General features: G+C 69.4%; 20 protein-coding genes. 3 read left to right on the forward strand and 17 right to left on the reverse strand.

What is annotated here, in order from left to right:
• On the forward strand, window positions 1-2,679 hold the full coding sequence (locus tag PMI01_RS10625; protein WP_007667948.1) for a sensor histidine kinase: 2,679 nt from the start codon (window positions 1-3) through the stop codon (window positions 2,677-2,679).
• A 7-nt stretch (window positions 2,680-2,686) separates the two neighbouring features.
• Window positions 2,687-3,379, forward strand: a complete 693-nt coding sequence (locus tag PMI01_RS10630; protein WP_007667949.1) for a response regulator — start codon at window positions 2,687-2,689, stop codon at window positions 3,377-3,379.
• A gap of 72 nt (window positions 3,380-3,451) precedes the next feature.
• On the opposite strand, the gene PMI01_RS10635 is transcribed toward PMI01_RS10630, so the two are convergent.
• The 11 genes from PMI01_RS10635 to PMI01_RS28065 form a co-directional block, all read right to left on the reverse strand.
• Window positions 3,452-3,652, reverse strand: coding sequence for a hypothetical protein (locus PMI01_RS10635; RefSeq protein ID WP_007667950.1), 201 nt, complete (start codon window positions 3,650-3,652; stop codon window positions 3,452-3,454).
• Window positions 3,653-3,835, reverse strand: coding sequence for a hypothetical protein (locus tag PMI01_RS10640; protein WP_007667951.1), 183 nt, complete (start codon window positions 3,833-3,835; stop codon window positions 3,653-3,655).
• A complete protein-coding gene (locus tag PMI01_RS10645) occupies window positions 3,832-4,041 on the reverse strand; it encodes a hypothetical protein (RefSeq protein ID WP_007667952.1) in 210 nt (69 codons plus the stop codon). The genes PMI01_RS10640 and PMI01_RS10645 overlap by 4 nt, the downstream gene beginning before the upstream one ends.
• 170 nt (window positions 4,042-4,211) lie before the next feature.
• Window positions 4,212-4,982 carry a DUF899 domain-containing protein gene (locus PMI01_RS10650; RefSeq protein WP_007667953.1) on the reverse strand — a complete coding sequence of 257 codons (771 nt, stop codon included), beginning with the start codon at window positions 4,980-4,982 and terminating at the stop codon, window positions 4,212-4,214.
• Window positions 4,983-5,028: 46 nt separating this feature from the next.
• Window positions 5,029-5,487 (reverse strand): SRPBCC family protein, encoded by a 459-nt coding sequence (locus PMI01_RS10655; protein ID WP_007667954.1) that lies wholly within the window; start codon window positions 5,485-5,487, stop codon window positions 5,029-5,031.
• Window positions 5,480-5,821 (reverse strand): ArsR/SmtB family transcription factor, encoded by a 342-nt coding sequence (locus PMI01_RS10660; RefSeq protein ID WP_007667955.1) that lies wholly within the window; start codon window positions 5,819-5,821, stop codon window positions 5,480-5,482. The genes PMI01_RS10655 and PMI01_RS10660 overlap by 8 nt, the downstream gene beginning before the upstream one ends.
• Before the next feature lie 92 nt (window positions 5,822-5,913).
• Window positions 5,914-7,212: an alginate lyase family protein gene (locus tag PMI01_RS10665; RefSeq protein WP_007667956.1), complete on the reverse strand. Its 1,299-nt coding sequence runs from the start codon at window positions 7,210-7,212 to the stop codon at window positions 5,914-5,916.
• 58 nt (window positions 7,213-7,270) lie between these two features.
• Window positions 7,271-10,069, reverse strand: coding sequence for a TonB-dependent receptor (locus PMI01_RS10670; protein ID WP_007667957.1), 2,799 nt, complete (start codon window positions 10,067-10,069; stop codon window positions 7,271-7,273).
• A 309-nt stretch (window positions 10,070-10,378) separates the two neighbouring features.
• Window positions 10,379-11,842, reverse strand: coding sequence for an efflux transporter outer membrane subunit (locus PMI01_RS10675; protein ID WP_007667958.1), 1,464 nt, complete (start codon window positions 11,840-11,842; stop codon window positions 10,379-10,381).
• Window positions 11,826-13,361, reverse strand: a complete 1,536-nt coding sequence (locus PMI01_RS10680; RefSeq protein WP_007667959.1) for a DHA2 family efflux MFS transporter permease subunit — start codon at window positions 13,359-13,361, stop codon at window positions 11,826-11,828. The genes PMI01_RS10675 and PMI01_RS10680 overlap by 17 nt, the downstream gene beginning before the upstream one ends.
• Window positions 13,358-14,437: an HlyD family secretion protein gene (locus PMI01_RS28065; RefSeq protein WP_007667960.1), complete on the reverse strand. Its 1,080-nt coding sequence runs from the start codon at window positions 14,435-14,437 to the stop codon at window positions 13,358-13,360. Before PMI01_RS28065 ends, PMI01_RS10680 begins: the two co-directional genes overlap by 4 nt.
• 149 nt (window positions 14,438-14,586) lie before the next feature.
• Here PMI01_RS28065 and PMI01_RS10690 point away from each other — a divergent pair, with 149 nt between their 5' ends.
• Complete coding sequence (locus tag PMI01_RS10690; protein WP_007667961.1) at window positions 14,587-15,546, forward strand: LysR substrate-binding domain-containing protein; 960 nt, start codon at window positions 14,587-14,589, stop codon at window positions 15,544-15,546.
• A gap of 7 nt (window positions 15,547-15,553) precedes the next feature.
• Here PMI01_RS10690 and PMI01_RS10695 read toward each other — a convergent pair whose 3' ends face one another.
• The 6 genes from PMI01_RS10695 to PMI01_RS10720 form a co-directional block, all read right to left on the reverse strand.
• The gene (locus PMI01_RS10695) at window positions 15,554-16,930 is read right to left on the reverse strand and encodes an alginate export family protein (protein WP_157223741.1); all 1,377 of its coding nucleotides are present in this window, start codon (window positions 16,928-16,930) and stop codon (window positions 15,554-15,556) included.
• Between the two features lie 4 nt (window positions 16,931-16,934).
• Window positions 16,935-17,663, reverse strand: coding sequence for a YoaK family protein (locus tag PMI01_RS10700; protein WP_007667963.1), 729 nt, complete (start codon window positions 17,661-17,663; stop codon window positions 16,935-16,937).
• Complete coding sequence (locus PMI01_RS10705) at window positions 17,660-18,079, reverse strand: DoxX family protein (RefSeq protein WP_157223742.1); 420 nt, start codon at window positions 18,077-18,079, stop codon at window positions 17,660-17,662. The genes PMI01_RS10700 and PMI01_RS10705 overlap by 4 nt, the downstream gene beginning before the upstream one ends.
• Before the next feature lie 2 nt (window positions 18,080-18,081).
• Window positions 18,082-19,938 (reverse strand): amidohydrolase, encoded by a 1,857-nt coding sequence (locus tag PMI01_RS10710; protein ID WP_202948075.1) that lies wholly within the window; start codon window positions 19,936-19,938, stop codon window positions 18,082-18,084.
• Window positions 19,939-20,021: 83 nt separating this feature from the next.
• On the reverse strand, window positions 20,022-20,279 hold the full coding sequence (locus tag PMI01_RS10715; RefSeq protein ID WP_007667966.1) for a DUF1427 family protein: 258 nt from the start codon (window positions 20,277-20,279) through the stop codon (window positions 20,022-20,024).
• A gap of 56 nt (window positions 20,280-20,335) precedes the next feature.
• Entirely contained in the window at window positions 20,336-21,001 is a 666-nt protein-coding gene (locus tag PMI01_RS10720) for a hydrolase (RefSeq protein ID WP_007667967.1), read from the reverse strand.
• Window positions 21,002-21,070 lie beyond the last annotated feature (69 nt).

Here is a 21,070-nt window from a genome sequence, read left to right on the forward strand (position 1 = left end):
TTGGCGGCTGACGATCCAAAACGTCCCGACCCAGAGGCGCTCCTGGCCGCCGCCAACAAGGCGAGCCGGGGGCGCCTCAAGGTGTTTCTCGGCATGGCCCCGGGCGTGGGCAAGACCTACGAGATGCTGCGCGCCGCCCGACGCCGCAAGGCCGACGGCCAGGACGTGCTGATCGGCCTGGTCGAGACCCACGGCCGCCGCGAGACCGAGAGCCTGCTGCGCGGCATGGAGGTGATGCCGCGCCGGCCGATCGACCATCGCGGCCACGTGATGATGGAGTTCGACCTCGACGCGGCCCTGGAGCGCAGGCCGGCCCTGCTGCTGGTCGACGAATACGCTCACTCCAACGCGCCCGGCTCGCGTCATCCCAAGCGGTGGCAGGACGTCGAAGAGTTGCTGGCGGCGGGGATCGACGTCTGGACCACCCTCAACGTCCAGCACCTGGAAAGCCTGGTCGACGTCGTTCAGCGCATCACCGGCGTGCGCCAGCGCGAGACGGTGCCCGACAGCGCCCTGTCGCGGGCCGACGCCATCGAGGTCATCGACATCACCCCCGACGAGCTGCGCGAGCGGCTGACCGAGGGCAAGGTCTATGTGCCCGAGACCGCGCGGCTGGCCTCGGAGAACTTCTTCAAGGTCGAGAACCTCACCGCCCTGCGCGAGCTGGCCCTGCGGCGCGCGGCCCAGACGGTGGACGACCAACTGGTCGCCGCCATGCGCGAGAAGGGCGTCGAGGGGCCCTGGGCGGCGGGTGAACGGATCCTGGTGCTGGTCGGCGGCGACGCCATGGCCGGGGCGCTGGTGCGGGCCGGCCGGCGACTGTCGGACATGATGATGGACGCGCCATGGACCGTCACCCATGTCGAGCGTCCCGAGTACGCGGGGGGCGGCCCCACGGCGGCGGCGCGACTGCGCGACGCGCTGAAGCTGGCCGAGCAGCTGGGCGGCACGACGGTGGTGCTGACCGGGGCCGACATCGTCGCCACGGTGATGGCCTATGCCCGCCGCAACAACGTCACCCAGATCGTCATCGGCAAGTCGGCCGACAGCCGTTGGCGCGAACTGCTGGGCCGCTCCCTGGCCGCGGCGCTGCTGCGGGAGGCGCGGGGCGCGGCGATCCATGTCGTCACCGAGGCCACGCACGAGCCGATCGTCGAGCCGCCCAAGCGACGGTCGGCAGCCGGTTGGACCTCCTATCTGATCAGCGCCGGCTGCGTCGCGGCGGCGACCGCGGTGGCCTGGGGCCTCGACGTCACCTTCGACCGCGTCGATCTGGGGATGATCTTCCTGGCCGCCGTGCTGGCGGCGGGGGTGCTGCGCGGACTGCGCCCCGCCCTGGCGGCGGCGACCGCGGCCTTCCTGGTCTACAACTACCTGTTCCTCGAGCCTCGCCAGTCCTTCGTCGTCGGGTCGCCGACCGATTTCCTGACCCTGATCGTGTTCTGGGCCGTGGCCCTGGCCGCGGGCGGACTGGCCGGCCGGGTGCGCGACCAGGGCCGCGCGGCCCAGCGCCGGGCCTCGGCGGTTTCGGCCCTGCTGGCCGCCAGCCGCACCTTCTCGGCCGCCGCCGGGCGCGAGGCGGCCGCCAAGGCCCTGGCCGAACAGACGGCCGCGGCGGTCGGCGCCAAGGCCGTGGTGCTGTTGCCCCAGAACGGCGAACTGCGGCCCGTGGCCGGCGCGCCCACCCTGGACGAACTGGACGCCGCGCCTATGGCCGCCGCCCGCTGGGCCTGGGAGAAGGGCGAGGCCGCCGGTTTCGGCACCGGCACCCTGCCGCAGACCCGCTGGACCTTCTGGCCGCTGGAGGGGGTGCGCTCACGGGCCGGCGTCGCCGGCGTCGAGGCCGGGGCGATGGTCGCCGGGTCGGAGGACGAACGCCTGCTGCTGGCCTTGCTGGAGCAGGGCGCCGTGGCCCTGGAGCGCGCCGACCTGGCCAGCGAGGCGGTCGAGACCGAGACCCTGCGCCGGGCCGACCGCTTCCGCTCGGCCCTGCTCAACTCGATCAGCCACGATCTGCGCACCCCGCTGTCGACGGTGCTGGGCGCCTCCAGCACCCTGATCGACTACGGCAAGGGCATGACGGCGGCGGTGCGCGACGACCTGTTGCTGAGCATCCGCGAGGAGGCCGAGCGGCTGAACCGCTATGTCGGCAACCTGCTGGACATGACCCGACTGGAGGGCGGGGCGCTGCGGCTGCGCACCGACTGGACCGACGTGCGCGACGTGCTGGGCGCCGCCGCCGAGCGCGTCTCGCGCCGGCTGGGCGACCGCGTCCTGACCCGCGACTTCCCCGCCGAGCTCAGCCTGGTGCGGGCCGATTCCAGCCTGCTGGAGCAGGCGATCGTCAACATCCTCGAAAACGCCATCGCCTATAGTCCGGCCGCCACCGGCATCGAGATGGCGGCCTATGAGGACCGCGCCAACGTGGTGATCAGCATCGAGGACGAGGGCAGGGGCATCCCCATCGCCGAGCTGGAGCAGGTGTTCGAGAAGTTCCGCCGCATGGAGGAGCCGACCGACCGAAACCAGGGCGCGGGCCTGGGCCTGTCGATCTCCAAGGGTTTCATCGACGCCATGGGCGGGCGCATCGCCGCCGCCAGCCCGATCCACGACGGCAAGGGCACGCGCATCCTGATCAGCCTGCCCAAGGCGGTCGCCACGCCGCATCATCTGCTATGAGCCGGTCATGAGCGCAGTCCGCCAACGCATCCTGATCATCGACGACGAGCCGCAGATCCACCGGTTCCTGGCCCCGGCCATGGACGCGGCCGGCTATGAGCCCCTGCGAGCCGACAGCGGCCAGGAGGGGCTGCGCGGCATCGCCCTGTGGTCGCCCGACGCCGTGGTGCTGGACCTGGGCCTGCCCGACATGGACGGCAAGGACGTGCTGGTGAAGGCCCGGGCCTTCTATGACGGGCCGATCGTCATCCTGTCGGCCCGCGACCGGGAGGCCGAGAAGATCGAGGCCCTGGATCGCGGGGCCAACGACTATGTCGAAAAACCGTTCGGTGTCGGGGAGTTGCTGGCGCGTCTTCGCGTGGCCTTGCGCCAGCGTGGCCAGGCCCAGGGCCCGCAGGCGCCGATCCGGGCCGGCGAGGTCGAGATCGACATCGAGAAGCATCTGGTGACCCGGAGCGGCGCCGTGGTGAAGGTCTCGCCCCGCGAATACGACGTCCTGGCCCGTCTGGCCGTGGCCCGCGGCAAGGTGCTGACCCACAAGGACCTGCTGACGGCGGTCTGGGGGCCGGCCCATGCCCACGACACCCAGTACCTGCGGGTCTTCGTCGGCCAGCTGCGCCAGAAGCTGGAGGCCGACCCGTCGACGCCGAAGATGATCCTGACCGAGCCGGGGATCGGCTATCGCTTCATTGGCGACTGAATGCTCGGACGAGATGAAGCCATGTTATCAAAGAATTTTCAATGGCTTAACACCACAAATATAATCCCCAAATCACTCCGGAGCCTTGTCGCCAGTTCTGGCGAGTTCGGCGGCCCCGGCTGGGGTGATCGTCCAGCCGCCGCCGGTCCGCTCGGCGAACCCCAGATCGGTCAGGGCCCGGGCGTCGGCGATGTTGATCCAGTCGACCTGTTCGCCGGCCTTCTTGCGCGACAGGTTTCTCAGGGCGGTGAACTGACCGGCGGACAAGGTCATCTATTGGCCGCCCGACAGTGGATCAGGGGTGACCATGGCCCGCCGACCGCTCAGCCGCTCCAGCTCCTGCTGCATTCGCAACACCTGGCCGCCGAGGCTGGTGACATCGTCCTGAAGCTGGGCGTTGCGGCGCTTGAGGTAGTCGTTTTCGCGGCGCAGGGCCTGGATCTCTTCGTCGGTCATAGGTCGTTCCCGGTGGCGTCGACCCCATGCGTGGCGTTCGCGGGCGTAGCCCGAATGACCGCCCGAAGCAGCACCGCGCGGTGCGGGTCCAGGTCCGGCGCTTCCAGTTCGAGGCGCGCGCCCTCGACGATCTGACCCTGATGGCGGTTGCCCAGGAAAAAGGCCTCGGCCCGGATCTCCCGCGCGGAAACCTGGTGGATGCCCATGGACTCCAGCAAGGCGGCCCAGCGCGTCACGCGAAGGCCGCGCGCGTCGTGGTGCGATGTCGCGGAAGGTCGGACATGGCGTCCTTTCAGGCCGGCGATCCCGCATGACGCGGGGCGATCACTGACCCAGCCCTTCTATAACGCGATCGGACGCCAATAGCTTCCGGCTTTCACGGATGGGCGCCGCAGCCGCAGGCCGGCGGGTGATAGCGGCCATTCGCCTCGACCGTGCCGCCCTGGCCATACATGTCGTGCGGCCGCACCCAATCGCCGAGGCTGTGATGGGGCCCGGTCTCGTCGCGGCCCTTGGGCGTCACGTCGAGGAAGCCGTAGGTGGCCAGGAACGGCTCCGCGCCGCGGCCGAAGGTGGAATAGGTGTGGAAGATCCGTCCGTCCTCGTCCTTGAAGAACACGCTGTCGCCGGACAGGTCCAGCATGGGCGGCTGGCTCGGGTGGAAATTGTAGACGGCCTGGCCGGCGGCGATCTGCTCGGGGGTGTAGGAGACGTCGAAGTCGTAGTTGAAGTCGCTGTCGAAGGACGAAACCCACGGGAACTTCCAGCCCATCCGCGCGCGCATCGTCTCGATCTCCTGGATCGTCGCGCGGGCCACGGCGGCGTAGGTGACGTCATGGTTTCGCAGATGGGTCAGGATTCCCTCGACGTGATCCACCTCGAAGGCGCAGCCGACGCAGTGCTCGGTCTGGCCCGGGCCCATCATGTAGTGCTTGAGGAACAGCTGGCTGCGGCCGTCGAACAGCTCTGACAGGGTGACCTTTCCCGTCGGGCCGTCGAACACGTAGGGCTTGGTGATCTCGACCCAGGGCAGGGCGCGCTGCTGGGCCGTGAGCGCGTCCTTGGCCCGGGTGAAGGCCTTTTCCTGGGCCAGCAGGGCGGTGCGCGCCTGCAGCCATTCGGCGCGGGAAACGATCGGGTTGTGCATCACGATCTCCGGGTCATGGGCCGCGTCGGCGTGACGCCGGCCGGGGTCAGGCCTGGACGGCCAAGGCCTCCAGGCGGTCGAACGAGCCGTTCCAGCCCATCCGGTGGTTTTCGCAGGCGTCTGAGGTCGCGAAGGCGGCCTGGGTGAAGGTCATCAGCGTCTTGCCGTCGTGGTCGGCGAAGGTGACGGTGATCACCGTGTCCTGGGTCCTTGTCCCATCGGCCTGGTCCCAGCCGAAGGTGTAGACCAGCCGCTCGGGCGGCGAGATTTCGCGATAGACGCCACTCTGCCACACCTTGTCGCCGTGCTCCTTGCCCGTCAGGCAGGCTCGCCAGCGACCGCCGACCCGGGGATCGGTCTCGAAGAAGGTGGCCGGATAATGCGGCGGTCCCAGCCACCGCAACATCGGGACCGGATCGAGGAAGGCGTTGAACACCATGGCGCGAGGCGCGGCGAACAGCCGGGTGAGCGTCAGGACGCGCTGGTCCAGGGCCTGATCAGTCATGCTGGCCTCCCTTGGCTTGAAGGTCGGCCAGATGTTCTTCCAGGCGATCGAAGCTGGCGTCCCAGAAGCGGCGGTAGCCGTCCAGCCAGTCGGCGGCGTCCTTCAGCGGCCCGGCCTCGAGGCGGCTGGGTCGCCACTGCGCCTCCCGGCCGCGGCTGATCAGGCCGGCGCGCTCCAGCACCTTCAGGTGCTTGGACAGGCCTGGTCCGCTCATCTCGAACGGCTTGGCCAGTTCGTTGACCGAGGCCTCGCCCAGGGTCAGGCGCGCCAGGATCGCCCGCCGCGTCGGATCGGCCAGGGCAAAGAAGGTGTCGCTCAAGCGATCCGGAGTCATCGCGTATCAAGCCAATCAGTTATCTAACCTTTTGGTTTGTTACTGCGCATGGCGCCATGCGTCAAGGACGACACGCGGCGGCTCCAGAGGGGTTAGGGCCTGGCGGGGACGACCAGCAGGTGGGTCTGGCTGGCCGGATACCGCGCGGCCAGGGCGGCGGCCTTGTCGGTCAAGGCCGGGTCGCCATAGGCGGCCGCCGCCGAGGCGAACAGCGGCAAGGCCTCGCCGGCGGCTTCCCGTGGCTTCAGCTCCGGATAGGGGAAGCTGGCCTCGCGACCGACATAGGGCGCCAGGAAGCCGAAGGCGGCGCGCAGGCCGCGGCCGTCGGCGGTCTGGTAGCGCCAGAGGTCGAGATCCACGCAACGCCCGAACTCGGCCGTGCCGACCAGGGCCTCGAGGGCGAAGTAGCTGTAGTGCAGGGCGCGGGTGCGGCCGAGCTCCAGCGGCAGCGAGCCGTTGGGCGCGACCTGCGCCTTGATCCGCCGGGCGCCGGCTTCGGACACCACCTGCCGGGCGACCGCGTCCTGGCGGGCGAACAGCGAGAAGCCGGCCAACTGGTAGTCGAACCAGATGCCGTGATTGTTGCCGGCGGCCTGCTCCTCGCGGCCGTTGGGGTCGGTGCGCATCCAGGCGGCGTAGTCGGCGAACCAGCGCTCCAGGCCCTTCTGGTCGGCGTCGGACAGCGCCCTGGACGGGGCCAGCAGGCCCACGCCCTCGATCACCCGCAGCAGGCGGAACGTGTCGAGCACGCCTTCGGCCCGGCCGGTGGCGCGGCCCGGCACGCCCTGGGCGTACTTGGCGTTGGGGTTCATCCGGGTGGCCGGATCGAGGAACCAGACGCGCAGCAGCTGCGCGGCCTTGGTCGCGTAGCGCGGGTCGTCGGTGAAATAATAGGCCAGGGACAGGGCCTCGACCCCGCCGCTCATCGCCTCCAGGTCGGAGACGTCGAAGGCGTTGGTGGCGCGCTCGGGATTGACCTCGCCGTCGCGGCGGACATAGGGCTCGCCGTTCGGCGTGCTGGCGTCCGGCCACCAGTAGGGGCCCATGCTGATATAGTCGTGCTTGTCGCCGCTGGGCGGGACGCGGCTCTTGTCGGCGACGGTATAGGTCGGTCCGGTCAAGGCGGCCTCGGCCCGGGTCATCACCCCCTTGTAGGCCGGGGCGATCGTCGGATCGCTCAAGTGGCCCTTGGCGTACCGTAGGGCTTCGGGACTCCAGCGGAACGTGCGTCGACCGTCGAAGGCGGCGGCGGTTCCGTCGCTCCCCTTGCACAGGCCCGGCTGCGCCAGGCTGGGGACGACGGGCTCGGCGGCGAACGCCTGGACGCCCAGCCCCATGGAAATGACGGCGGCGAGCGCGCGGACCGACGCGTTGCGAAGCTGGCGGATCATCGGGAATTCCAGAAAAAAGCCCGCCGCGGAGAAAGGGTCGCGGCGGGCTGGAGGAAGACTAGTAGCGCAGGCGGACGCCGAACATGTAGCTCGTGCCGAAGTAGCTGGTTTCGGCCACCGACCCCTCGACTGGCCGCCACATGATCTGGCGGTCGCCCAGGGCGTTCAGGGCCTGGAACTTGACCTGGACGTTCCTGTTCAGATCGTAGCTGGCCGAGATGTCCATGTAGCCGTTGTCGTCCACGAAGCGGTTGGCGGTCAGGCCCGAAGGCTTGAAGTAGCCGCTGCGGAACTTGTAGGCGGCGCGGATCGAGGCCCCGTACTTTTCCCAGTAGACCGTGGCGCTGCCCGAACGCTTCGACAGGCCGACCACGTTGGCCGGGTCGGTGAAGTTGCGCATCGGGTTGGCCGGATCGACGGCCGAAGGGTCGTCATACTCGAAATCGGCGTCGGCGAAGGTGATCGATCCGATGAGGCCAAAGCCGTCGAGCGGCGAGGGCAGCCAGGTGAAGGCGTGCTGGCCGGTCAGCTCGATGCCCTTCAGGTGGTTGACCGCGGTGCTGTTGGTCTGCTGGGCGACCGGCAGCTGGTAGGTCACGCCGTCGATGGTCACGCTCTCGATGATCGAGGCGTCATAGGCCGGGACGATGCCGGCCTTCAGGCGCTTGTAGAACACCGCCGCCGAGAAGCTGGTGTCGGCGTTGAGGTACCATTCCAGCGAGACGTCGCCGTTCCACGACTGCAACGGCTCCAGGCGCGGGTTGCCGCCCGAGATGCCGGCGATGGCGTCCTCGACGCTCGTGCCGTTGGCGTCGGTGACCAGGGTGCGGCCAGCGCCCATGTCCTCAATGTTCGGACGGGCGATCGACTTGGAGACGGCGAAGCGCAGCTTCACGTCGTCGCGCAGGTCGATGTTGAGGTTGGCGCTGGGCAGGACGTTGGTGAAGTCGTTCTTGATCTCGATCGGATCGAAGCTGCCCGGCACCGGGTTCAGCACGATGAAGCCGCCGCTGTTGACGGCGGTGTAGGCGCCGCGCCAGCCCTTGGAATCGACCTTGGTCTTGACCACCCGCACGCCGAAATTGCCGCTGATCGGCTTGCCGGCCATTTCCGAGCGGAAGTTGGCCATCACGTAGGCCGCGCCGATCTTCTCGCGCATGTCGATGTCGCCGGCGCTGCGGCTGTCGGCCATCGGGCCCAGGTCTTCCGAGCCGGTGAAGGTCTGGTACAGGCAGCGGGCGTCGAACGTGGCCCAGGAGTTGACGTTCGTGCCGCTCTTGCCGCCCCAGTTCTGCTCCGGGAAGCGCTGCCGGCAGTTGGCGTTGCCGGTCAGCAGCACCGCGCCGCTCACCGGGTCGATGTTGTTGTTGTTCTCCAGGTCGGCGACCCGGTGGTGGTCCGAATAGCGCACGCCGCCCTTCACCGACTCGATGAAGCCGTTGTCGAAGCGGTAGGTGGCGTCGAAGCGGCCGGCCGCGATCTCGTCGGTGCGGTCTTCCATCTGGCGGCGGGCGTAGCCGTTGGTGGTGTAGGCGTCGGGATTGTTGAGATCGATCGGATTGACGAAGGTGATCTTCGGGATGCTGGTCGTCTGGTCCAGCGTGTAGGCCACGCGGCCGGCGGCGCCGAACAGGGTGTTGCTGCGCAGGCGGGCCGAGCGGTCGACCTGGTTGCGGTGGGTCTTGGAGTAGGACAGGTCGGTGGTGAGCGTCAGGCGATCGGTCTTGCGCTCGATGGCCAGGCCGCCGCCGGTATAGTCCTCGTCGCGCCGGCGATAGGTCGAGACGTTCTCGAGCGTGCTGTTGCCGCGCGAGACCAGCAGGGCGCCGTTTTCGGCGATGGTCACCGGGGCGACGCCGCGGCGGCCTTCGGCCAGGGTCAGGTCGTGGCGGTCCTCGGTCGAGGTGCGCGACGACAGCTGCAGGTCCAGATTGACGTTCCAGATGTCGTTGGGCTTCCACTGCAGGGCGCCCATGAAGGCGTCGCGGTGATCCTCGGCCGTCAGCTGGCGGAAGGTGTAGCCGTTGGAGACGAAATAGACCGGATTGCCCGAGGCGGCGTTGTAGCTGCAGTTCGTGCCCGCCCCGCCACCGGCCACCGCCGTCGGGGTGGTGTTGACGGTGTTGCAGGGCTGGAAGCTGGAACTGGCGGTGTAGAAGTCTTCCGGCTGGGTGGAGTCGACCCGCGAATAGCCGAGCACCAGACCGATGTCGCCGATCTTGGTGTCGAACTGGTCGACATAGGAGACCGAGCCGCGATAGCCCAGGCCGTTGCGGCCGGCGATCTTGCTGTCATAGGGGTTGTAGACGCCGCGCAGGTCCAGCTGCAGGCGCTTCTTGGCCTCCAGCGGGCGCAGGGTGCGCAGTTCGATGGCGCCCGAGACGCCGCCCTCGACGAAGTCGGCCGACTGGGTCTTGTAGACCAGCACGCCGTTGACCAGTTCGGACGGGAACTGCTGGAACGACACGGCGCGGTCGCCGCTGCCGCTGGAGACTTCGCGGCCGTTCAGGGTGGAGAAGCCGAGGAACGGACCCAGGCCCCGGACCGAAATCTCGCTGGCGCTGCCCTTGAAGCGGTCGGCGGCGACGCCGGTGATGCGCTCGAGGGTTTCGCCGACCGACTGGTCGGGCAGGGCGCCGATGTCGTCATTGGTGATGGCGTCGACGATGACGGCCGTGGAGCGCTTGGTCTCGACCGAGCTGCGTTGCGTGGCGCGGACACCGGTGACGACGACTTCCTCGACAGCCGCCGGGTCGCTCGGAGCGGCCTCCTGCGCCAGGGCCGGAACGGCGATCAGGACGGCGGCGGTGGCCAGCCAGGCCAACCGGCGAGAGCGATGGTAACCGGTGTCATTCATAGGCGTAGGCTCCCCGAAAAGAACTGGCGCGCCGTGGACCCGGCGTCGCGTTGGCCGGCACAATACTCAAATTGGGCGCCCAGACAAGTGGATTGGCCAGACCATATCGCTGTGACCGGTCACTTAACTGGAGTCGGGCGGGAGCTGTCGACTATGATGACGGCGATATGCGCACGTTCATGGCGAAGTTTTCACCCGCCGAGGGTCGATCATTCCCATGACAACGCTGGCGCCCAGACTGCCGAGGCATAATTGGGCGGCCAATTTCGTGCGGGACCTGGGAGGGATGAACGGCCGCGACCGGAGGCGTCAGGAAGCCCGGGTTCGCCAGTCGGCGCCCGACGCCGCGAACAGGCGCACCGCGTCGGCGAGCCGCTGGCCCTGGGCGCGCACCCTGGAGGCCCGGACCTCGTGCACCCGACGCTGGGCGTCCAGCACCTCCAGCAGCGTGCCGCCGCCCTGGTCGTAGGCGACGCGGGCCAGGCGCAGGCTCTCGCCGGCCTGGCCCTCGGAGCGGCCGTAGGCGGCGATGGCGTCGTCGTCGGCCGCCAGGGCCGAAAGCGCGTCGGCCACCTGGGCGAAGGCGGTCAGGACGGTCTGCTGGTAGCGGGCCGACGACGCCGTCGCGGCTTCGCGAGCCTGCTGGCGACGCGCCTTGAGGGCCCCGCCGTTGAAGATCGGCGCGGTCAGGCCGGCGCCGACGTTCCAGGCCGTGGCGTCATACGAGAAGATGTCGCCGGGCTTCAGCGAGCCCTGGGTCAGGGACGCGGTCAGCTTGATGTTTGGATAGAGGTCGGCCGTGGCCACGCCGATGTCGGCGGTGGCGGCGTGCAGGTCGGCCTCGGCGGCCAGGATGTCGGGCCGCCTGCGCACCAGCACCGAGGGCAGGGCGACGGGCACGGGCGCGGTCAGGTTCAGGTCGGCCAGGGTGAAGTCCGGCGCGGTCCAGTCGGCCGGCGCGCGGCCGGCCAGCAGGGCCAGGGCGTGACGCGCGGCGGCCAGTTGACCCTGCAGGGACGGCAGCAGCGCGCGGTCCTGCTCCATCTGGCTCTGGGCCGAGACCCGAGCCGTGGCGGTCGAGCCGCCCAGGGCGTTGGCATGGCGGACCAGGTCGATATTGGCCTGGTCGGCGACGATCATCTGGTTCACCGCCTCGATCTGGGCGTTGAGCGTGGCGATGGTCAGGGTCTGCAGGGCGACATTGGCCGTCAGGGTCAGATAGGCGGCCTCGGCGCGCCGGGCCTGGGCCTCGACCCGGGCGCCGGCGCCTTCGATCCGCCGCCGGGCGCCGCCGAACAGGTCCAGGTCGTAGCCGACGCTTCCCCCCACCGAATAGAGGTTGAAGGTCGGGTTGCTGAGGGTCACGTCGCCGAAGCTGGTGAAGCCGAAGGCCTGCAGGTTGGCGCGTTCGCGATTGACGCCGGCCGTGGCGTCGACCTGCGGGCCGGCCACGCCGCGCGCCTGGGCCAGGGCCGATTGCGACTGGCGCAGGGTGGCCTCGGCCTCGGCCAGGGTCGGGCTGTCGGCCAGGGCCTGGCGGATGGTGGCGTCGAGGGCGGGCGAGCCGAACGCCGTCCACCACGGGCCGGCGGCGGCGCCGGCGTCGTCCAGGCGGGCCTCGGGCGGCGTCGCTTCGCCCTTGGCGGCATAGCCGGTCGCCCTGGGCGCGTTGGGTTGGGCGAAGTTCGGACCCACCGTCGTGCAGGCGCCGGCCAGGACGGCCAGGCTGACCGAGGCGCAAAGGACGGCGAGGCGTTTAGTGTTCGGCGACATGGACGGTCTCTCCCCCCGGGGATTTCTTGGGGGTTCGCATGAGGAGGATCAGGGGGGCGCACAGGATGGTGATGCCCAGCATCAGCTGGAAATCGTCGATGTAGGACAGCATCGAGGCCTGGCGGGTGATGAGGCCGTTGAACCGGGCGATGGCGTCCTGGGTCTGGAAGACCAGCGGCGCATAGGCCTGGAACAGCGGGTTGTCGGGGCGAGCGTGCTCGACCAGCTTGGCGTGGTGGGTCTCGATGCCGCTGACGAACCGGGCCTGCATGATCGAGATGCCGGCCGCCGAGCCGATGTTGCGGATCAGGGTGAACAGGCCCGCGCCCTCGGCCCGGTGCTGCGGCTTGACGGTGGCGAAGGCGATGGTGCTGAGCGGCACGAAGATCAGGCCAGTCCCGACCCCGGACAGGAAGCCCGAGACGATGATCAGGTGGGTGTCCATGCCCAGCGTGAACTGGGTCATCATCCACAGCGAGACGGCGCTGACCGAAAGGCCGATCAAGAGGATGAGCTTGATGCTCATCCGGCCGATCAGTTGACCGACCGCGAACATGGCGATGAACGAGCCGACGCCGCGCGGCATGCTGACCAGGCCGGTGAACGCCACCGGATAGCCCATCAGGTTCTGCATCATCGGCGGCAGCAGGGCGAGCACGCTGTAGAGCAGGATGCCGATGAAGAAGCCGAACAGGCAGCAGGTGACGAAGTTGGTGTCGGCCAGCAGGGCGCGGTCGACGAACGGCTTGGCGGCCGTCGCCAGCTGCACGCCGAAGATCCACAGCGCGATGATCCCGACGATCAGGTAGGTCCAGATCTCGGTCGAGGCGAACCAGTCCTGGCTGGGGCCGCGGTCGAGCATCATCTGGAAGCCGCCGATGGCCAGGGCCAGGCTGGCGAAGCCCAGCACGTCGAACCGCTTCTTCTCGGTGCTCTTCTTCTCGGACAGGAACAGGAACACCCCGCCGAAGGCCAGGACGCCGATCGGCAGGTTGATGAAGAACACCCAGCGCCAGTCGAGATTGTCCGTCAGCCAGCCGCCCAGGGCGGGGCCGAGGATCGGACCCAGCACCGCGCCGGCCCCCCAGATGGCCATGGCCTGGCCGTGGCGCTCGGGCGGGTTGATGTCGAGCAGCACGGCCTGGGACAGCGGGATCAGCGCCGCGCCGAACAGGCCCTGCAGCAGGCGGAACAGCACGATCTCGACCAGGCTGCCGGCCACGCCGCACAGCATCGAGGCCACCGTGAACCCGGCGATCGAGACCAGGAACACCATCTTGCGGCCGACCCGGTCGGCGAAGAAGCCGGTCAGCGGGGTCATGATCGTCGCGGCGACGATGTAGGAGGTCAGCACCCAGGTGATCTGCTCGGCCGAGGCCGAGACGCTGCCCTGGATATGCGGCAGGGCGACGTTGGCGATGGTGGTGTCCAGCGAGTTCATGATCGTCGCCAGCATGACGGCGATCGTGATCGGAATCCGGTTGGCCGCGTCGCCCTTGCCGTTTCCGTCGCGGGTCATCGGACCGCTTTCGCCGATCTGACGTCGACCCTGGCCTTGGCGCTGAGGCCGGCGCTGAGGTGCGGCGCGGTCTCGTCGAGCGCCAGGCGGACGGGCAGGCGCTGGACGACCTTGACCCAGTTGCCGGTGGCGTTCTCGGGTGGCAGCAGGGCGAAGCTCGAGCCGGTGCCGGGGCTGAAACTGACCACGTGGGCCTTCAGGTCGTGGTCATAGGCGTCGACCTTGATGGTGGCCGGCTGACCGACCCGCATGTGGGCCAGCTGGTCTTCCTTGAAGTTGGCCTCGATCCACGGCGCGCCCGAAACCAGCCAGAACAGGGTCTGGGAAGCGGCGACGCGGTTGCCGACCTGCAGTTGCTCCACCTTGGTGACCACGCCGTCGGCGGGGGCGACGATGGTCGTGTAGCTCAGGTCCAGCCTGGCGCGGTCCAGGGCGGCCTTGGCCTGCATGACCTTGGGCTGCTGGTCGGCGGCGACGCCGGGCCGGCCGCCGATGTCGGCCAGGGCCGAGGCGATCTGCTGACGGACCACGGCGATCTGCCGGCGGGCCTGTTCGGCGTCGTGGGCGGCGGCGTCGGCCTGGGCCCTGGTGGCGACGCCGGCGGCGGCCAGGGCCTGCTGGCGGGCGGCCTCGCGGGTCGTGTAGGCGACGGTTTCCTGGGCGGCGGCGAGGTCGGCGTTGCGCTGGTCGTAGACGGCGCGCGAACCCTCGGTTTCGAAGCGGGCGGCGGCCAGGGCGGCCTGGGCCTGGGCGACGGCGACCTCGAAATCGGCCGGGTCGAGGCGGAACAGCACCTGGCCCTTCCTGACCGCCTGGTTCTCGCCGACCTCGATCTCGACCACCCGGCCGGCCACGCTGGGGCTGATCGCCGCCCGGGCCGACTGGACATAGGCGTCGTCGGTCGACTCGAACCGGCCGCCGGTCAGCATGAAATAGGCGACCAGCGCCAAGACGATCAGCGGGCCGCCGATCATCAGCGGCCAGCGCAAGGTCTGGCCCAGGGTCCGCCGTCCACGATGGCGGGCCGCCTCTTCCTCGGCTTCGGCGATCGCCTGGTAACCTTCCGCGTCGCTCACGCGCTGCTCCACGTCTTGAAGCGGCCGACGTTCGCGCCGGCCGCCAGTCTCTCGACAGAAAATGATGAGGGTGGCCGGGGAGGGCCTGCCTTGAGCGCGAGATAGGCGTTCCACTCTCATGAGCAAAATGATATTCCGTCACGGAAATCATGAACGACGCGCATTTCAGAAATCTCGACCTCAACCTCCTGCGGGTGTTCGACGCCCTGCTGGAGGAAGAGAGCGCGACCCGGGCCGGGGCCAAGCTGGGACTGACCCAGTCGGCGATCAGCCATGCCCTGGGCAGGCTGCGCCTGTCGCTCGGCGACGAGCTGTTCGTGCGCGGGCCGTCCGGCCTGCAGGCGACGCCCCGCGCGGTCGAGATGGGCGGGTCGATCCGCGCCGCGCTCAAGCTGCTGGAAACGGCGGTCACCGTTCCCAACTTCGACCCACGGGTCGACGAGCGCGTGTTCCATGTCAGCGCCAGCGCCTATCTCTGCTGGGTGCTGATGCCGAGCGTGATCAAGCGGCTGCAGGCCGACGCTCCGCAGATGAAGCTGCGCATCCGTGGCGGCGAGGGCTCCCTAGCCGAGGACCTGGATCGCGGGCGGCTGGACATGGTGATCGGCGGCTTCGAAAGCGTGGCTCCGCGCTTCGTCCACACGCCGCTGTTCAGCGAGACGGGCGTCTGGGTGATCCGCGCCGACCATCCGCTGACCCAGGGCGAGGCGACACCGGAGCAGGTGGCGAAGCTGCCCTGCCTGGTGATCGGCGGACCGCACAAGCATGACGAGGCGCAGGGCGGAACGACACGGCGCGAGCTGGGGCTGCGGCGGATCACCAGTTGGAGCAACGACTACGCCCTGAACTCCGCCAGCGGCCTGGACGGTCCGATCACCGTGCCCGACGTGTTCTCGGCCCTGATGGTGGTGGGCGAGACCGACATGGCGGCCTTGCTGCCGCGTCGCCTCGCCATCCTGGCCAGCCAGCGCAAGCGCCTGGTGATGATCGAGCCGACCCGTCACCCGGCGCCAGCCACCTTCGGCGCGGTGATCCGGGGCGGCGAAAGCGAGACCGGGCCGGTGGCCTGGCTGTTGCGCCTGATCGTCGAGGTCGCGGCCGAGCTCTAGGCGACCTTTAGAACCGGAACTGCGCGATCAGCATGCCGAAATCCACGGCGCGGCCGTTGACGGCCTGGATCGCGTCGCCGGCCGACTGATGGACCAGTTGCGCCTGGAGCTTGAGGTTGCGGTTGACCTGCCAGGTGGCGTCGAGCTGGGCCGCGTCGCCCACCGCCCATGATCGATCGGCGCCGACCGGGGCCAGCGGCGTCGACGGCTGCAGATAGATGGCGTCGTCCCCCGTCTGGCGGCGGCGGATCAGGTAGCTGACTTCCAGGCTGACGTCGCGGCGCGGCGCCAGGCCCAGGCTGGGGCGGACGGCCAGCAGGTTGCTCCAGCTGGTCAGGCCCGTCTCGTTGAAATAGGCGCCCTTGGGAAACAGCGGATTGAAGGTCTCGAGCCTGCCGTCGCTGGCGTTGCTGTCGCCCGACCCGGCGTCGAGCCGCAGCCCCAGGCGCGGCGACCAGGCTCGGGCCAGGGTGTAGCCGCCGCCCAGGCTGCCGCCCCAGGCGCGGATGTCGCGACCGGCGAACCGCCCGCCCTGGACCATGCCCTCGGCCTCGTAGTCGATCGCGCCGCGCTTGCCGGCCAGGCGGGCGCCCAGGCTGGTGCGGCGCTCGTCGCCGCGCACGCCGCCGAACCGGACGCCGTCCCGCTCCAGTGCGATGGCGTAGAGGTCCAGGGTCACCGCCTTGTTCAGCGGCCTGGACGCGTAGACCCCGTAAAAGCGCTGATCCGCGTTGCGGCTGTCGTCGAACGCCCCGGTCTGGATCACGACCGGCCGCAGGTAGAAGGCCTCCAGCCGCAGGCCGGGGGTCTGGCGGGTGACGCGCAGGCCGTCGAAACTCTGGCGGATGTTGGGGCCTTCGCGCACCGAGACGAACCGCTGGGTAGGGTTGAGCGACACCTCCTGGCGGCCCAGGCGCAGGCGCCAGCGGCGCGCCGCGTCCGGTGTCAGGTCGACGAACGCCACCTGGGCGTCCAGGCCGTCGCGGTCGCTGATCGCCGGCGGGTCCTTCTTGCCGATGTCGCGGTGCAGGCCCAGTTCGCCATAGACCCGCAGGCGCGAGCCCAGATGCAGGTCGGCGCTGAACAGGGCGCGGCCCAGGCCATAGACGTCGGCCTGGGCGCCGCCGAGACCGAAGCGCGGCGCGTCGAAGGAGTCCACGCGCAGCCGGGCCTCGCCGCCCAGGGTCAGGTAGGTTTCCCCGTCCTCGGTCAGGGGCAGGAAGCGCAGGCGGTCGCCGCCTTCCAGGACCGGGCGGCTCTTGAGATAGCTGTAGTCCTCGTCGGAGCGGATGGGCTTGAACGCCGGCGGGTCGGCGGCCTGGGCCGCGCCGCCGCCGGCCAGGGCCAGCCCCGTCGCCACGGCCGCGAATATCCGACGCCTCATGCGCTCAACCATGCCGCGGGGCCTGCCCGGGCTTGGCCAGTTGCAACGGGACCAGGCTGAACAGCGTCGCCAGGACCGCGGCCACGCCGATCAGCACGCACCAGAAACCGAGATAGACAAAGCCCAGCCCGCCGGCGATCGCGCCAAGACCAAAGGCCAGGACGGGCGGAAACATCTTGCCGATCCGCGCCCGGGCGGCCGGATCGGGTTGAGCCCGATCGGTCAGGGCGACCAGGTCGATGACGATCTGGGTGACGTTGCCCGTCATTACCGTGGTCGGCGAGAGCTGCGAGAACAGCGTGCGCGAGCCGGCGTTCTGCAGGGCCATGGCCACCACGCCGACCAGGCCGCAGGCGATGGCGATCGGCTGGTTGCCGCTCTTGAAGGGACCGCCAAGCACGCCGATCGCCATGAACGCCATCAGCAGCACGATCTGGAAGAACAGCAGATAACCGATGGCGAGACGCCTGTTGTTTCGGCAGCGACGCAGCAGAAGGCTGGTCACGGCCACGGCCAGGATGAAGGTCGGCAGGGCGAGCAGCTTGGCGATCACCCCGGAGCTATGGGTGACGATCGACGCGCCGATCAGCACGAAGTTACCGGTGACATGGGCGGTGAACAACCCGAACAGGCCGACGAAGCCGACGGTGTCGATAAAACCGGCGTTGAAGGCCAGAAGGGCGGCGGCCCGGCCCGGATTGCGGAGCGGAGCAGGTTCGGGAACAGTGCTCATGATCGGCTCCGATCGCGTTCGACCAGGATGGCGGCCAGCATGAAGCCGCCGATCAGGCCGACATGTTCGAGGAAGGTGTTGAGGGCGTGGAAGCGCTCCATGGGGTCGGCCACCGTCCAGAACGGATGGGCGATCAGCGTGGCCAGGGCGGTGAACACCCCCAGGGCGCCGGCGGCCAGCCAGCCCGCGCGCCCGACGATCAGCAGGATCGAACCGCCGAGCTGGACCAGGACAGTGACGGCGACGACCAGCCAGGCGGGTTTGAGCCCGAAGTGCTGGGCCTCGCCCAGAGCCCCGGACAGGTTGGCGATCTTCGACAGGCCGCTCCACCAATAGGGCAGGGTCAGCAGCACGCGGGCCAGGACGGACAGGGCCGGGGCCTTCAGCAGGGCGGCGATGGGAGCGGGGGTGGTCATGGTCATACCGCCCAGCAGCCGCAGCCGAACGCGCCCCAGAACGAGCGGGCGTCCGAGGTCGGGGCCTCGGCCCCCAGCGCGGCGGCGTGATCGTGGCCATGGACGCCGCAGCCGCTGGCGCAGCCGCAGGCCGAGGCCAGGGCCATCGCCGATTTGCGTGAGCGGTCCTGGTAGCCGCCGAAGGTGCGCACCGGCGACCAGTCGGGCATCGGCGGGGGCAGGGCGGGGGTCAGCCTGGAGTAGTCGCCCTCGCCATGCACCACCTTGCCGCCCAGCAGGGTCAGCACCGAGCCGAGGTGGGGAATCTCTTCCTCCGGAACCCGCAGATAGTCGCCGCTGAGCACGGCCAGATCGGCCAGCTGACCGACGGCGATCTGGCCCTTCTTGCCCTCCTCGTTGGAGAACCAGGTATTGCCCTGAGTCCAGAGCCGGAGGGCGCTCTCGCGGTCCAGGCGGTTGGCGGGCGGATAGAGCCGCGTGCCGCCGACCGTCTTGCCGGTGACCAGCCAGTTCAGCGAGACCCAAGGGTTATAACTGGCCACCCGGGTGGCGTCGGTGCCGGCCCCGACCGGAATCCCGGCCTTCAGCATCTTGCCGATCGGCGGCGTCGCCTCGGCGGCCTTGGCCCCGTAGCGGTCGATGAAATACTCGCCCTGGAACGCCATGCGGTGCTGCACGGCGATGCCGCCGCCCAGCGCCGCGATGCGGTCGATGTTGCGCTCACTGATGGTCTCGGCGTGGTCGAAGAACCAGTGCAGGCCATCAAAGGGAATGTCTCGATTGACCTTCTCATAGACGTCCAGCGCCCGGTCGATGGTCTGGTCGTAGGTGGCGTGCAGCCGCCAGGGCCAGCGCTGCTCGGCCAGCAGGCGGATCACCGGCTCGAGGTCGGTTTCCATGTTGGCCGGCATCTCCGGCCGCTCGACCCGGAAGTCCTCGAAGTCGGCGGCGGAGTAGACCAGCATCTCGCCGGCGCCGTTGTGGCGGTAGGTGTCGTCGCCTTGGCCGGGCTTCACCTGCCTGGACCAGGACTGGAAGTCCGACAGCTCGGCCTTGGGTTTCTGGGTGAACAGGTTGTAGCTGATGCGCAGGGTCAGTTGGTCGTCGGCATGCAGCTTCTCGATGATCGCGTAGTCGTCGGGATAGTTCTGGAAGCCGCCGCCGGCGTCGATCACCCCGGTCACCCCCAGCCGGTTCATCTCGCGCATGAAGTGACGGGTGGAATTCAGTTGATATTCAGGGGGTAACTTCGGTCCCTTGGCCAAGGTGGCGTAAAGGATCGTGGCGTTGGGCTGGGCCAGCAGCAGGCCGGTCGGCTCGCCGGACGCGTCGCGCTGGATCTCGCCGCCGGGCGGATTGGGCGTGTCCTTGGTGTAGCCGACGGCGCGCAGGGCGGCGCGGTTGAGCAGGGCGCGGTCGTAGAGGTGCAGGATGAACACCGGCGTCTCGGGCGCGGCGGCGTTGATCTCGTCCAGGGTCGGCAGGCGCTTCTCGACGAACTGGTGCTCGGTGAAACCGCCGACCACCCGCACCCACTGCGGCGGCGGGGTGTTGGCCGCTTGCTTCTTCAGCATGGCCATGGCGTCGGCCAGGGTGGGAACCCCGTCCCAGCGCAGCTCCATGTTGTAGTTCAGCCCGCCACGGATGATGTGCATGTGGCTGTCGATCAGGCCGGGGATCACCCGCCGGCCGCCGGCGTCGATCACCGTGGCGTCGGGGCCGGCGGCGGCCCGGACGTCCTGCTCGTCGCCGACCGCCGCGAACCGGCCGTCGCGCACCAGCACCGCCGAGGCCTGCGGGTTGCCGCGATCCAGCGTCGTGATCTTGGCGTTGACGAGCAGCAGGTCCTTGGCGGGCATGGCGGGTCTCTGAATCTGGGCAAAAAGGGAGCTGGGGAGGAGGGCCGCGCCCAGCGCCAGGGCTCCGCGACGGTTGAGCGTGCTCATGCCCGGTCCTTGCCGCGCAGGGCGGCCGGCGCGTGCGGGCCGAGCACCTTCTCGGCGCAATCGGTCTTGAGGTAGGCGACGACTGGCGCGCCCGCGATCAGGCGCTTGGCGATCGGCACCACCTGTTCGCCCAGCAGCATGCCCAGAAGGCCCAGAAGGGCGATGGTCGGCGGGGCCGGCGAGCGCACCCCCATCAGCGCATAGAGCGCGCCCACCAGAACGCCGGCGCCGAGGGAGAGCAGATAGGGCTTCATGGGGACCTCCATGCCAAAGGGCGAACCCGGCGGGACCTGGATCCCGCCGGAGCCGGTCAGGCGGCGTGCGAGCCTTCCGACGCGCCGAACATCGTCTTGGCGTAGATGATGCCCAGGCCGTAGGCGCCGCCGAACTTCTTGGCGACGCCGGTCGTCATCTCGTAGGTCTCGGTACGAGCCCAGTCGCGCTGCAGCTCCAGCAGGTATTGCAGCGAGGTCATCGGCCGGGCGCCGGCCTGGATCATCCGCGCCACGGCGCGCTCATGCGCCTCGACCGAGACGTCGCCGCAGGCGTCGGTGATGAAATAGACCTCGAAGCCCTGGGCCAGCGCCGACAGGGCCGGACCGACGATGCAGACGCCGGTCCACAGGCCGGCCAGCACCAAGCGGTCCTTGCCGATGGCGTTGACGCGCTTGATGACGTTGGCGTCTTCCCAGGTGTTCATCGAGGTGCGGTCGGTGACCTCGGCGGTCGGGAAGGCGTCCTTGATCTCCTCGAAGATCGGGCCCGAAAAGCTCTTCTCGGCCACGGTCGTCAGGATGGTCGAGACGCCGAAGCCGGCGGCGGCGTGCGCCACCAGGGCGGCGTTGGTGCGCAGGTTGGTGGCGTCGATCGAGTGGGTGGCGAAGGCCATCTGCGACTGGTGGTCGATCATGATCAGGGTGTGGTCGGTCGGGGTCAGCAGCAGCGGGCCGGGGGTCGGCGTGGCGAGGATGGGCATGGGGTTCTTCCAGCTGATCGAGGTGCGCGCCACGGACCCGGCCGGCCCAGAGTTGGCCTTCGACGGCCG

This window comes from Caulobacter sp. AP07, assembly GCF_000281955.1.
Lineage (GTDB): Bacteria > Pseudomonadota > Alphaproteobacteria > Caulobacterales > Caulobacteraceae > Caulobacter.